Origin of the sequence: Pseudoalteromonas sp. SR41-4 (assembly GCF_014163985.1) — a bacterium.
Lineage (GTDB): Bacteria > Pseudomonadota > Gammaproteobacteria > Enterobacterales > Alteromonadaceae > Pseudoalteromonas > Pseudoalteromonas rhizosphaerae.
Window position 1 is genome coordinate 1 of record NZ_JACJEI010000054.1, and the last position, 14811, is coordinate 14811.

At 39.7% G+C, this 14811-nt stretch carries 10 protein-coding genes; 5 read left to right on the forward strand and 5 right to left on the reverse strand.

Translation table 11 applies throughout. The features are described from left to right. The first annotated feature begins 226 nt into the window (after positions 1 to 226). Positions 227 to 2029, forward strand: coding sequence for a S9 family peptidase (locus tag H5180_RS22705; RefSeq protein WP_259399611.1), 1803 nt, complete (start codon positions 227 to 229; stop codon positions 2027 to 2029). Between the two features lie 78 nt (positions 2030 to 2107). Here the strand turns inward: H5180_RS22705 and H5180_RS22710 are convergent, their stop codons facing one another. Beyond that, positions 2108 to 3046 (reverse strand): tetratricopeptide repeat protein, encoded by a 939-nt coding sequence (locus tag H5180_RS22710; RefSeq protein WP_145239911.1) that lies wholly within the window; start codon positions 3044 to 3046, stop codon positions 2108 to 2110. Between the two features lie 94 nt (positions 3047 to 3140). Then, complete coding sequence (locus tag H5180_RS22715) at positions 3141 to 4544, reverse strand: M20/M25/M40 family metallo-hydrolase (protein WP_145239909.1); 1404 nt, start codon at positions 4542 to 4544, stop codon at positions 3141 to 3143. A 224-nt stretch (positions 4545 to 4768) separates the two neighbouring features. Between H5180_RS22715 and dbpA the strand changes: the two genes are divergently transcribed. Beyond that, entirely contained in the window at positions 4769 to 6157 is a 1389-nt protein-coding gene (gene dbpA, locus H5180_RS22720) for an ATP-dependent RNA helicase DbpA (RefSeq protein WP_145239907.1), read from the forward strand. 7 nt (positions 6158 to 6164) lie between these two features. Here the strand turns inward: dbpA and H5180_RS22725 are convergent, their stop codons facing one another. Further along, positions 6165 to 6749 (reverse strand): DNA-J related domain-containing protein, encoded by a 585-nt coding sequence (locus H5180_RS22725; RefSeq protein ID WP_145239905.1) that lies wholly within the window; start codon positions 6747 to 6749, stop codon positions 6165 to 6167. A gap of 79 nt (positions 6750 to 6828) precedes the next feature. On the opposite strand from H5180_RS22725, the gene H5180_RS22730 reads away from it, so the two are divergent. Continuing rightward, positions 6829 to 9645: an ATP-binding protein gene (locus H5180_RS22730; protein ID WP_145239903.1), complete on the forward strand. Its 2817-nt coding sequence runs from the start codon at positions 6829 to 6831 to the stop codon at positions 9643 to 9645. A 275-nt stretch (positions 9646 to 9920) separates the two neighbouring features. Here H5180_RS22730 and rho read toward each other — a convergent pair whose 3' ends face one another. After that, entirely contained in the window at positions 9921 to 11180 is a 1260-nt protein-coding gene (gene rho, locus H5180_RS22735) for a transcription termination factor Rho (protein WP_064666866.1), read from the reverse strand. 181 nt (positions 11181 to 11361) lie between these two features. Beyond that, positions 11362 to 11688: a thioredoxin TrxA gene (gene trxA, locus H5180_RS22740; RefSeq protein WP_145239901.1), complete on the reverse strand. Its 327-nt coding sequence runs from the start codon at positions 11686 to 11688 to the stop codon at positions 11362 to 11364. A 90-nt stretch (positions 11689 to 11778) separates the two neighbouring features. On the opposite strand from trxA, the gene rhlB reads away from it, so the two are divergent. Next, positions 11779 to 13056, forward strand: coding sequence for an ATP-dependent RNA helicase RhlB (gene rhlB, locus H5180_RS22745; RefSeq protein ID WP_145239899.1), 1278 nt, complete (start codon positions 11779 to 11781; stop codon positions 13054 to 13056). Positions 13057 to 13103: 47 nt separating this feature from the next. After that, the gene (gene gppA, locus H5180_RS22750; protein ID WP_145239897.1) at positions 13104 to 14597 is read left to right on the forward strand and encodes a guanosine-5'-triphosphate,3'-diphosphate diphosphatase; all 1494 of its coding nucleotides are present in this window, start codon (positions 13104 to 13106) and stop codon (positions 14595 to 14597) included. Positions 14598 to 14811: the final 214 nt, after the last annotated feature.

A 14811-nucleotide genomic window follows, 5' to 3' on the forward strand; every position in this document is an offset into this window, starting at 1 on the left:
AAATAATTGAAAAAATTGTATTAATAAACTGAGCTTTACTTAATTCGTCATTAAATTCTGACTCACAGATTATTTCTAATCTATCAAAAGCTTTACTCACTGAACTTTGGTCATCTGAAATATTACTGATGCAAATCAATCAGCTCCAGCAGTCGATGACTTCAGCCGCAGCAGTGAATATAGCCAAGTTAAAATCTCTCCTAATGGGAGCTACCTTGCAGTAATTATGCAACCTGAAGGTAAAAAGGTGCTAGTTATTTTAGATGCTAAAAAATTTACAATTCACCACGCTATTAATTTTGAGAGCAATGCCCAAGTTGGTGCTTATCATTGGGTAAGTGATGATCGGGTTGTAGTTGCAAAAGAATACTTACGCGGCTGGCAAGATCACCCTGAATATTATGGGGAATTATATGGCGTGAATGCTGATGGCTCAAAAGCTAAGTACTTAGTTGGCTATCTTGGCGAAATGCAAACTGGCTCTCGTATCAAAAAGGCCACACCACTTTATGGCACCTCTTATTTGCTGGATCCTTTAATCCACGATGAAGATAAAATGCTTATAGTGACTTACCCGTGGACATCAAGTAGTGAACCGCACACGGTTGTTTATGAGGTTGATATCTTTTCAGGGAAGCGTCGTAAAGTTACGCGCTCCCCGTCACGTATGGCCAACTTTTTGACTGACCATGAAGGAAATGTCAGAGTGGCTGTTTCCAGTGATGATTACATTAAGCCTACAATACATATCCGTGAAAAGTCAGGTGGAGATTGGCAAGCGCTTAATTTAGCTGGTTTGACTTACAGTGATGTTGAGTTGCACGCTTTTGATAGTAGTGGTGATGCTGTCTATATCACAGCATCAATAAGTGGTGAAGCTCAAGGCTTATATAAATTGAATCTAAAAACCAGAGCAATTGATTTAATTCATAAGGAAGAGAAAGTCTCACCAAAGCAAATATGGGTCGATGAAGCATCAAAAGAGCTATTTGCGATTGAAACCGAACTAGGTTATCCAACTTATGCTTTTGTCGATGGGCAATCAGATAAAAGCATGCGTTTAAAATCATTAATCTCCGCTTTACCTGGTGAACAAGTGCAACTCGTTAGTAGTACTGAAGATGGCGACACTAATATTATTTATGCCTCTAATGATCGTAACCCTGGACAATATTATTTATTCGATGCCAAAAGTAATAACTTACGATTTTTGTTTGCATCCCGCAGTTGGATTGATGCAGAACAAATGGCGCAGACCAAGCCTGTAAGTTATACCAGTCGAGATGGTTTAACTATTTATGGCTACTTAACAGTACCGAATAACACCATAGAAAAAAACTTACCTTTAGTGGTTATGCCACATGGTGGTCCACATGGCCCGCGCGATTGGTGGGGATTCGACCCTGATGCACAGTTGCTTGCAAGCCGTGGTTTGGCCGTACTAAAAGTTAATTTTAGAGGTTCAGGTGGTTTTGGCCGTAACTTTGAGCATGCTGGGCATCGAAAATGGGGAGCTGAAATTCAATTTGATATTATAGATGGTGTGAAGTATTTAGTTGAGCAGGGTACAGTTAATAAAAACAATATCTGCATTATGGGCGCGAGCTTTGGTGGATACTCAGCGTTACAAAGTGCGATTTTAGAACCTGATATGTTTAAATGTGCGATTGGCGTTGTTGGCGTTTATGATTTGCCCTTAATGTTTAAAGAAGGGGATGTTGCAGAGCGCGATAGTGGCCAACGTTATTTACAGAATGTATTGGGTACAGATGAAGCGCAACTAAAGGCTTTTTCACCTAGCTATAATATTGATAAGTTAAAGGCTCCAGTGCTGATAGTGCATGGTGGTGAAGATCAGCGTGCACCGATTGAGCAAGCCGAATCACTGATTGCGGCTCTTAAAAAAGCTAAACATCCTTATATATATGAACTGCTTGAAGATGAAGGGCATGGTTTTTATAAGCAAGAACATCGCACTCGTTATTATCAAAAAGTGCTGACCTTTTTAGACCAACACTTAACAATGTAACAGTCGTATTTACGTGTTAAATGGCAAGCTAAAAGCTTGCCATATTTATATCCACTTGTTGTGGGTAGTTTGGCTATATTAACAGGAATATTCAAGGCACAGCTCTTTGAGTTGTACTTTGGCTTTGTGGTTATTTTGCCTGGCAGCTTGTTGATACCAATAAATAGCTTGGCTGATATCTTTTTCTACCCCCTCACCATCACGATACATTTGCGCAGTATTAAGCTGACCCCATTGTGAGCCTTCTTTGCTGGCGAGTAAAAAGCTTTCGAACGCTTCAGGAAATAACCCATCTTTGTAATAGATGATGCCTTGCTGATTATTTTTATTAAGCTTCAACCCTTCATATAGCGGTTTAGGGCGTGGTGGGAACATCACAAAACCACCATATAAGCTATATGCATAAGGGCGTAGTACATCATAAATAGCACCATCATCATATAAACGCTGTACTTCGCTGCGCGGTAAAGTTATTGTTCTTGATGAGAAATAATCTTTTTGTATCAATAAGCTGGTACGCATAGCCATAGTAATGCCGCTGTCGCGTTTATAGCGATAATTGCTGATTTGAAAGGTGATATTTTGGTCATCAAACTCGAGTACTTGGGCTACTTTTAGGTTTTCAGGGCGCAATGGTTCGTTAGAAAACTTATCAGCATGTACCAAGTAAGTATCGAATGCTTGTGGCTGGCTGAGTATTGCTTGCTTGGCTTTTAGCTCATCAAGATGTTGTGTATAAAAGTAAATTGATAACCAGATAAGTAATATCGAGCCTATAAAATATTTGATCAAAGAAAGCTTTTCTAACCATGGCAGTTGCATAATTGAAAGCTGCACATTGTGCTGACAATGGCTACACTGGTATTGGTAATGCCATGCTAATGGCAGCATAGGGACAATTGAAAAACGCAAAAAGCGGCTGTGGTTTTGTAGTCGATAGTCATCGTGATGACAGTATGGGCAGGTTTTTGTTTGGCTGAAAAACGACAATGAATCGCTGGTATTGAATAGTAGCATATGGCCTTTTTTCCCCTTCCTTGTTTTACGTTAAATTAAAACAAGGAGGGTTAGATGCAAAGTAAAAAATTGTAATAAAGTATGTTTGGTTAGCTTATTTACTCGCTACAGGCTTTGCTTTAATTGTAGTTTTAGCATCAGCTGCCATAAACGCAAATACAGCATATGCTGCGGTATTTTGCTTAAGTTTAGCCGGATCGATCTTATCAAGCGTATCATCAGCAGTGTGATGGTAGTCAAAGTAATCAGTACCGTCTTGGTGCAGCTCAAAAATTGGCGCGCTGGTGGCATTTTTAAATGGAATTAAATCAGGCCCACCATTAGCGCTATTTTTACCTATGTATTCAACATTTAGCGGCGCAAGTTGCTTGGCTATTGCACGCACTACTGGCAACGAGGCTGCAGAGACATTCGATTCAAAGCCATACACTACATCAGCACCAAAGTCAGATTCAGCGGCGGCAACAATTTTATCAAGTTCATTTGCATGCTTTTTAAAATAAGCTTTAGCGCCCCATAATCCTAGCTCTTCAGCGGCAAATAACACTACACGAATACTGCGTTTAGGACGTTTTATTTCACTAATATGTTTGGCAGCAGCCATGGTTAACGCAACGCCTGCACCATCATCAAGTGCGCCAGTGCCTAAATCCCAAGAATCTAAATGACCGCCAATCAGTACGTACTGTTCAGGGTTTTGTGTGCCATTGAACTGACCAATCACGTTATAGCCATTACCTTGGCCGCGATCTTCAGTTTGCACATTGATATTTACGGTAACATTTTTACCTAGTGCAACTAAGCGAGCTAGCTGATCTGCATCAGGATTAGCAATGGTCACATTAGGGATTTTCGTAACACCTTCTTGATAGTGACTGCCACCGGTATGAGCAAAGCGGTGGTGTGCGGTGCTAACAGAACGCATCATATAACCAATCGCGCCTTTTTTTGCAGCCTCAACTGAACCTGTTGAGCGAGCACGAACAGCAGGACCATAACCATTGCCATCAATATGACGGTTCATATGGTAATTTATATAAGCTATTTTACCTTTTAAGCTGTTTGCTGGTGCTGCGATAAGTTCATCAAGCGTTTCAAATAATACAACTTCAGCGGTAATGCCATCTTTTGGTGTGCTAACGCTGTGGCCTAATGCTGTTAGGTGCAAAGGTTGCTCGCTTGGCGTTAAAATTTTGCCACTTTCACTAAAACGACGCCACTCAGGGAAGGTTGCTTCTTCTAGCCATACTTTATCAAAACCAAGCTCTTTAAATTTAGCTTGGGCCCACGCAACGGCTTTTTTATCATTTTCTGTACCAGGTAAGCGAGGTCCTATTTCAGTAGTAAGCGATTCAAGCAATTGATAGCTTAACTCGCTGTTACTGGCATTAGTTCTTAGTTCGGTGACTTGCTGAAGTTGCTTTGCGGTAAATTCAGGCTCGGCGGCATTGGCTAAAAAGCTGCCGGCTAGCAGTAATCCGGTGATGATTTTTTTCATTATTGACCTGGTTATATTTTCAAGTGAGGGTTATTAAAGCATTTAATACTGAGCAACAAAAGTAGATGAGATAAATGCCTATCGGTGGTGATGTTATGGTGAATGTTTATTGAGAATATGGTCAGCTTAATGGTAGCAATTTGTATATTCTGCTATTATGCAGCATAACTAAGTCGGGCATCTGCAGCGGCTTTTCATGTTTAATTATTGCACTGGAAATTACTTTGACCGCTACAGCTTTTTCATCACTCGCTTTACCATCAGGTTTGGTCGATAACTTATCGACTTTAGGTTACACCCAAATGACCGCTGTACAGGCGCAAAGCCTGCCGCCAGTGCTTGAAGGTAAAGACATCATTGCACAAGCTAAAACTGGCTCAGGTAAAACTGCCGCATTTAGTTTAGGTGTGTTGGCCAAGCTTAATGTTAAGCGTTTTCGTATACAGTCTTTAGTGCTTTGTCCAACCCGTGAGTTGGCTGAGCAAGTAGCTGTGGAAATGCGTAAATTAGCGCGTGGTATTCACAATATAAAAATATTAACTCTATGTGGTGGCGTGTCGATTGGTCCACAAATTGGTTCACTAGAGCATGGTGCACATATTATTGTTGGCACACCTGGGCGTGTAGATGATCATATTCGCAAAGGTACGCTACGTTTAGATGATGTAGACACGCTAGTACTTGATGAAGCCGATCAAATGCTTGATATGGGCTTTCAAGACACTTTGGATGCAATTATTGAGCGTATTCCAAAACAGCGTCAAACTTTATTATTTAGCGCCACTTTTCCGCGCGCAATAGAAGCGATTGCCAAGCGTGTATTAAGCAATCCTGTTATGGTGAAGGTTGAAGAAGAGCAAGAAAAAAGTACTATTAAACAGTACTTTTATAAAATGGATAATAACAAACAACGTTTTAATACATTAAAATTGTTGCTGCTGAAGTTTCAACCAGAAAGTTGTGTGGTGTTTTGTAATACCAAGGTCGAAACTCAACAGGTGTGTGATGATTTAGCTGATGAAGGCTTCAGTGCCGTGTCATTGCATGGTGATTTAGAGCAGCGAGATCGTGAGCGCACCTTGATCCACTTTGCTAATAAAAGCGCCTCGATTTTAGTGGCCACTGATGTAGCCGCTCGCGGTTTAGACATCGATGATATGGATATGGTGATTAACTACCACCTTGCCCATGACCCACAAACCCATGTACACCGTATTGGTCGTACTGGTCGTGCTGGTAAAAAAGGCATTGCATGCTCTATTTATGGCGATGCAGAACAATTCAAAGTGGCACAAATTGGTGACCATTATGAATGTGATTTTTTACCAGAACAATTACCGCCGTTTAGCCTACTTGAAAAGCCACCATACAAACCACAAATGGTGACACTAATGATCGATTCAGGTAAAAAGCAAAAGGTACGCGCAGGTGATATTTTAGGTGCATTAACCGGTAAAGATGGTGTTGCCGGACGTCAAGTCGGTAAAATTAATGTGCTTGATAATGTGGCTTTTGTGGCTGTCGAACGTAATAGCTCAAAGCCCGCGCTACGAAAATTAACGGAAGGTAATATTAAAGGCCGTAAAATTCGTGCCCGTCGTTTAACTCGTTAATTATTGCTTATGATGTTTTTGAGCAGCTTGCTCTAAGCTGCTCATATTCATTTTTTAACTGTTTAAACTGCTCTGCATTACCATGTTGTTTATCTGGATGATATTGTGTTGCCAACTGCCGCCAGCGCTTTTGCAATGCCTGCATAGAAAAATCGTCAGGTAATTCCCAGCGCTTTAATAATGTCTGGCGTTGTTGTTGATCAAGCGTATTTATTGTTGGTGATGCACGAAAAGTACGCCAAAAGTCATCTAACAGTGATTTAACTTCTGTTATCGAAGCATCGTAATTTTGCCAATCTAGATAGTACGTTTGTAATGAGTCATGCGCTGCAATAGTTATCTTATCTGGATTATCGGTGAGCTCTATATGTAAACTGGCTACCAATAAATATTGATTTGGCAACAGTTGTTGTTGCAGTTGATAAAGTGCATTCATAATTAAAAAGTTACGCTTAAACAGATCACGGTATGGATCTGTATCTAAGTTATTAACTACACCTCGCTTAGATAATTCCAACGCTAAAGTGTGAACCTTCCAAATGTGCTTCGTTAAAATTAACTCGAAAATCTCATCAATCAGTGGGTTAAGCATTGTTTACAGTCTAGTTATTGGTGTATCTTGACTAAACTATCATAGCTTCTACTGCTAACAAAATTCCAAGGAAAAAATTATGCTGGGTCAGTTTAAGCGCCTATTATTTATTTGCTCTATTAGTATGCTTGGCGTTTTTTCTCAATCAGGTAATGCTCAACAACAAGTAGCACTTTTTGAACAATTTAAAGTTACGGATGAATGGTCTGAAAAGCAGCTGTTAGCAACCCAGTTACTGTCTACACAATTATCAAATCAGCAACAAGTTGCTATTTATTCTGGTTTAGCTGAGCGTGCGTTTGAGTTGAGTAATTATCCCCAAGCATTGCATTATTATCAGTTGCTTGAGCAGCATAGTACATTTGAAAATCTGCCTGAGTTACATTTTCGAGCAATAAAAATGCAGGGCGTGGTGCAATATTTTCAAGGTTTATTACAACAAGCCATTATTGATTACAGCCGTGCGTTAAACTTAGCGGTACGTTTAAAGAGTCCATTAAAACAAGCCAACTTGCTAAGTAATATTGGCCTTGCATATTTTAATATGCACAACATGGAGCTTGCTTTAGATCATTACCAGCAGGCAAAAGCACTTTATGAAATAGATGGTAGCGCGCAAGACAAAGCTGATATTCTTCATAATATTGCGGGCATCTATATTCGTTTATCTAGCTATGATTCGGCACTCGAAATTTATCGCGAAGTGCTCGATGTATTTCAGCAATTGGGTGATGAAGAGGGGATTGCTCGTTCCTATGGCAATATGGGTGTTGCTTATACTGAGTCGGGTCAAAATCAATTAGCGTTGCACTATTACCAGCTCGCTTTACGCTATTATCAAAGTGTAAATGATGCCTATCAGTTATCTGTACAGCATACCAACTTAGCTAACATAAATTTAAAAATCGATGAGTTGGATGCTGCTTTGTATCACGCACAAGCAGCTCAAAAATACGCTCAGCAGATAGATAATCAATCCTTACGGTTAGCTTCTTTACATGTTTTAGCTAAAGTGCAATTAGTGATGGGGGATATTGATATTGCGGAGCAAAATTTACAACAATCAATATCACTAGCCAAAGAATATAAAGATGAATTGCGTATTAAAGACGGCTTAGGTATCGAGGCGTTATTAAGCGCTGGTGCCGGTGACTATAAGCGGGCTATTCATCTGCACCAACAGTTTGTTGATTATCAACGTAGCATAACCAGTGAAGAGGTCATGAAAGCGTTAAATGTATTTCAGTCTCAGTTTCAGTCGAACCAGTTAAACCAAGAAATTAAACAGCTTAAACAAGAGCGTAGCCTACAAGAATTAAAGATTGAAAAACGCTCACAGTTAACTATTTTACTGTCTATTGTGCTGATGTTGGTATTGATCTGTGCAGTTGTATTATATCGCCGTGCAATCGAAAAAAAGGCTAAAGCCCAATTAGAGCAAAAAGTTGAGCAACGTACTCAAGAATTACAATATGTGGCACAAGAGCTACGTGCCGCGAATCAAGTTAAGAGCCAGTTTTTGGCTAATATCAGCCATGAAATACGCACACCACTTACCGCTATTTTAGGGCAAACAGACGACTTATTGCATGGTTTATATCAGCCCCAGCAATTACAAACAGAATTGTTAGTTATTAAAAAACATAGCGATCATTTAAAAGATTTGATTAATGATGTGCTCGATATTAGTAAGATAGAAGCAAACCGTTTAGATTTACATGTTAGCGAGTTTGACCTCGTGGAGCTTGTTAATGATGTTTATGCTATGTCAAGTATGCAGGCTAAAAGTAAAGGTTTAACGCTGCTATTAGAAAATCACTTAGGCTCGAGTTATTGGACTAAGTTAGATATGATCCGCGTTAAGCAAATACTAATAAACCTACTGACTAATGCGATCAAATTTACCGAGCACGGCAGTGTTACTCTGGATATTAATCACACCGAACAAGGCGTATGCTTTAAAGTGATTGATACGGGGATTGGTATGAATACAGAGCAAATAAAAAACATTTTTGAATGTTTTCAACAAGGCGATAATACCATCACCCGCAGGTTCGGTGGTTCAGGACTTGGTTTGAGTCTTTCCCAGCAATTAGCAATTATGATGGGGGGTTATATTAGTGTTGAAAGTGAGCATGGTAAAGGCAGTGAGTTTATTTTTAATGTGCCATGTAAAGAGTATGCGCCAACCCTTATTGCTACCGACAACTCAAAACCAGCTGCAACTAAAGGTCTAGTTGGGCGAGTATTATTAGCAGAAGATCATCCCGACAATCGTAGACTAATAACGCGCTTTTTAAAGTCGATTGGCCTTGAAGTGATCTCAGTAAGTAATGGTGAGCAAGCAGTTGAACAGTGCCTCAGTGAATTTCCAGATGTTGTTTTATTAGATATACAGATGCCAGTAATGGATGGCCTTAGTGCATTTGAACTGTTACATAAGTGTGGTTTTAATAAACCTATTTTTGCGTTAACAGCTAATGCAATGAGTCATGAAATAGATAATTACTTAGCGATGGGATTTACTGGCTATTTAAGTAAGCCAATAGAAAAAGAAGCGTTTTATCAGGCACTCGCAACGCATTTAAATAGTACCAGCACGCTACCTTTAGCTAATCCTGATATTAGCGATTTAGTGACGAGTTTTATTGCCAGCTTTGATGATGAAGTAGCGTCACTTACACAGCACCTTGCAGCAAAGGACTATATTGCATTACAGCAAGATAGCCATCGTATCCTTGGTGCCGCACAGATATTTTCATTAACTGATGTAGCTAATGCAGCGATGTGCTTAGATAAATCACTCTTATCACAAAAACATAACCCCAGCAGTGATGCAGACGTAAAAGAATTAGTAGATGATTTGATTAAGCAGCTATCACAACAGCTGACTTAAAAGAGCGATATATAAGCTTAATGGGTCGTTACATTAAGGCTATAAGTTACTACTAACCAATAAGGCGAGTTGAGCGTTTTATTGAGTGGCATTACTGCGTGCTAGATTTAAATAATCGCAGTTTTAATATTTACTCAATACTGCGCAGTCTGATTTTCGTCTATAGGAAACAGAGCAAAGAGATTAATAAAACAAATTTATAATAGGAGTGAGATTTAGGGATAGGCAAAAAAAATGCCTGTATTAACAGGCATTTTAGAATCTAGTAAAGAGAATTATTGACGCTTCATCGAATCAAAAAATTCATCATTCGTTTTGCTCATAGAGAGTTTATCAATTAAAAACTCCATGGCATCAATTTCAGACATTTCATGAACTATTTTGCGTAAAATCCACATTTTTTGTAGTTCATCAGGTTTAGTCAGTAGCTCTTCGCGACGGGTACCTGAGCGGTTAAAGTCGATTGCAGGGAATACACGTTTTTCAGCAATCTTACGATTTAAGTGTAATTCCATATTACCAGTACCTTTAAACTCTTCGTAGATAACTTCATCCATCTTAGAGCCGGTATCGATAAGCGCAGTTGCGATAATAGTTAAACTACCGCCTTCTTCAACGTTACGCGCAGCACCAAAGAAACGCTTTGGTTTATGCAGGGCGTTAGCATCAACACCACCAGTAAGTACTTTACCTGATGAAGGAATTACCGTGTTATAAGCACGTGCTAAACGTGTGATTGAATCCAGTAAGATGATTACATCTTTTTTGTGCTCAACTAAACGTTTTGCTTTTTCAATTACCATTTCAGCAACTTGTACGTGACGGCTTGCTGGTTCATCAAACGTTGATGCAATAACTTCACCTTTTACTAGGCGTTGCATCTCAGTAACTTCTTCTGGACGCTCATCGATAAGTAGTACCATCAATGTCGCATCTGGGTGGTTATGGGTAATCGATTGCGCAATATTTTGTAGTAGCATTGTTTTACCAGCTTTAGGCGGTGCTACTAATAAACCACGTTGACCACGGCCAATTGGTGAGGCTAAATCAAGTACTCGAGCAGTAATATCTTCGGTGCTACCATTACCGCGTTCCATACGTAAACGTTCGTTTGCATGTAGCGGGGTAAGGTTTTCAAAAAGAATTTTCGTGCGAGAGTTTTCAGGTTTATCAAAATTTACTTCGTTTACTTTTAGTAATGCAAAGTAACGTTCACCGTCTTTAGGTGGACGTATGAGACCCATTATAGAATCACCAGTACGCATACTAAAACGACGAATTTGGCTAGGTGATATATAAATGTCATCAGGACCAGCAAGGTAAGAGGCTTCTGATGATCTTAAGAAACCAAAACCATCCTGTAAGATTTCTAATACACCACCGCCAAAAATGTTCTCTCCACTTTTGGCGTGGGCTTTAAGGATAGCAAAGATAATATCTTGCTTTCTTAAGCGGGCTACGTTTTCGAGCCCCATGGACTCAGCTAAGTCTACAAGTTCTTTGATCGACTTGTCTTTTAATTCGCGTAAATGCATATTGGTGGGTTCTTTATTACAGTTATCATGCTCATATAATCGATATTGATTAGTGAGAGAGGTTTGTTGGTAAACTAAGGATTAGTTGGCTTTATAAACTAGCAGGTCATTCGCTAGGCGTCCAGTCTTTATACAAAAAAAATTAAAAAAAAGGGCAGTTGCCCTTTTTTTAGGCATATTTTTAGATGTTGTTTTCTAAAAACTCAACAAGTTGAGTTTTAGAAAGTGCACCCACTTTAGTTGCCGCAACTTGGCCTTCTTTGAAAAGAAGTAACGTAGGGATACCACGAATACCAAATTTAGGTGGTGTGCCCGCATTTTGGTCAATGTTTAATTTACCAATTACAACACGGCCATCAAACTCTTCTGCCACTTCATTAAGAATTGGCGCGATCATTTTACACGGTCCACACCATTCTGCCCAAAAATCAACTAATACAGGCTTGTCTGATTGTAAAACGTCAGCTTCAAAGCCATCGTCAGTTAATTGAATAATTTTCTCGCTCATTGCGCTCTCCGATAAGTTAGGCGAATTATTTAATGCGTATTTAAACACTCTTGTTTCTTATTGCAAGTTTAAACGTTATGCTTAAACGCTATGACTAAGACACATTTGACCGATAAAAAGTTTTCAGACTTTGCTATTGCACCGGAAGTGGTTGCCGGGTTAACCGAAAGTGGGTTTGAATATTGCACACCCATACAAGCTAAATGCCTACCTTTTATTTGTGATGGCCGCGACATTGCGGGTCAAGCACAAACAGGTACAGGCAAAACGTTGGCGTTTTTAACTGCCACGTGCCATCGGTTATTACAATCTAGCAAAGCACCTAGTAAACATCCAAGAGCCCTGATCATGGCCCCTACTCGGGAGCTTGCGATTCAGATCCACAAAGATGCAAAAATTTTAGCGCCACACTGTAATCTTAACTTAGGTTTAGTATATGGTGGCGAAGATTACGAAAAACAACGTGCACAATTAGAAAAAGGCGTTGATATTTTAATTGGCACCACAGGGCGCTTAATCGATTTATATAAACAAGGGTGTTACACCCTCAATGAAATCGAAGTAGTGGTACTTGATGAAGCCGATCGTATGTTTGATTTGGGTTTCATAAAAGACATTCGCTATATGTTCCGCCGTATGCCGGATACATCACAACGCCTTAATTTATTATTTTCAGCAACGTTATCGTATCGCGTTCAAGAACTGGCGTTTGAGCACATGACAAACCCAGAGCATGTACAAATTGAACCTGATGTGAAAACTGGCAAGCGCATTGTTGAAGAGTTATTTCATCCTTCTCAAGAAGATAAAGTTAAGCTGTTATTAACTTTGATTGAAGAAGAATGGCCTGAGAAAGCCATTGTGTTTGCAAATACTAAACATAGCTGTGAAACGGTTTATGCATGGTTAAAGTCTGATGGACACCGGGTGGGAATGCTCACTGGTGACGTAAATCAGAAAAAACGCCAATCAATTTTAGCGCAATTCTCTAAAGGTGATTTAGACTTCCTTGTGGCAACAGATGTTGCTGCTCGTGGCTTACATATCCCTGAAGTGAGTCATGTATTTAACTTCGACTTACCAGATGATTGTGAAGATTATGTTCATCGTATTGGCCGTACAGCACGCGCTGGGGCATCAGGTAAGGCAATTAGTTTTGCATGTGAGCAGTACGCATATAATCTTCATGAAATTGAAGAATACATAGAGCACAGCATTCCTTTATCACATTATGATAAAAGTGCATTGCTTGATGATTTAACTAAGCCTACTATTCAAAGAAAGCGTAATTATTCAACAGGCCCACGTAGTCGTAGTAACAACAGCGGACGTAGACCAAACAATAGTTACCAAAAAGCACGGTCGTAATTGCGACCGTCGTTATAGTCGTAGTAGTAACTAGAGGTTTTTGAACGGTGGGGCAACTTAAACCGCAAAAAAATGTTTATGCAGTAATTGATTTAGGATCTAACAGTTTTCACATGTTGATCGCTAAGTCAATTGCTGGCGGCTTACAAACAATAGGCCGAGTTAAACGCAAAGTCAGATTAGCCGCAGGGCTAAATGATGATAATTTACTGAGCACAGAAGCAATGCAACGAGGCTGGGAATGTCTCGCACTATTTGCAGAGCGTCTTCAAGATATCCCTAAAAACAACATTACTATTGTTGCCACCGCTACTTTGCGCTTAGCAACGAATGCTGATGAATTTAAAATCAAAGCCGAGCAAATCCTTGCGCATAAAATTAATGTCATTAGTGGTGAGCTAGAAGCGCGCACTATTTATAAAGGCGTTGCGCATACATCTTCATGTAGTGGTCGCCAACTAGTAATAGATATTGGCGGTGCCAGTACTGAGGTAGTTATAGGTAAGGGATTCGACGCACTACATTATAAAAGCCTAAACATGGGCTGTGTTACCTACCTAGAACGTTACTTTAAAGACTGTAAACTCAATGACGCTAATTTCAATGCTGCTATTAAAGCCGCACGAGTAGTTATTGATGATATAGCGCCAAGTTATAAAGTGGCGGGTTGGGAGATTGCATCAGGTGCATCGGGTACTGTACAAGCTATCCAAGAAATTATGGTGGCACAATCACTCGATGAAACACTGAGTTTAGATAAACTCAATAAAATTAAAAAGCAATCGATCGCCTATGAGACCATCGCTGAGCTAGATTTACCTGGGCTTAGTGAAGAAAGACGTTTAGTTTTTGTGTCAGGGCTCGCTATTTTAATTGCTTTATTCGAAGCGCTTGAAATTGATAAAATGGGATTAGCAGGAGGCGCACTTCGTGAAGGTGTGCTTTATAGCATGATCCCTGAGTTTCATAATCATGATATTCGAAAGCGCACTGTTGATGGCCTGATGAGCCGTTATCATGTCGATCAAAAACAAGCGAACCGAGTTGCAGAACTCGCCAGTCACCTCGCAGCTCAAGTCAGCGAGCAGTGGCCACTATTCAACAATAGTGGCCTGCCTTTACTAAAAGCGATTGCGCAATTGCATGAGATTGGTTTGTTAATTGAGTATAAGCAATATCAAAAGCACACCGCTTATATTTTAGAAAACACCGATATGCCAGGCTTTTCACAATCGGAGCATAAAATTATTGCGGCTGTAGCGAATGCACATCGTTCAGATCTGCAAAAGAATGTTTTTGAGTATTTAGGCTGCCATGCTCAGCTTACTCAGTATGTAACACGGTTGCTTAGGATCGCAGTGATCTTATCAATGCGTCGCCAAGATGATGTATTACCAAAATTAGTATTAACTGTTAATAATGACGCTCTAACACTAATATTTGAAAATGATTGGCTAAAAGCGCACCCGCTAATGGCAAGTGAGCTCCAACAAGAGTCTAAACAGCAAGCAAAAGCTGGTTGGAAGTTTATTGTTAAGTAACAAAAGGGCTGTAAAAGCCCTTTTATTGTATTAAAAACCACCTTTATGCACTAAATTTGTTCGAACAGTCAATTAAATCAAAAAAGATCAAAAAAAGTGTTGATCTGTTTTTGGATCTCCCTATAATGCGACCCCACTGAGACGGGAAACGCCAACGCATAGCGAGGCACGAACAACTCAGAGAGTTAAATAAAACTTCGGTTTTAAATATTCG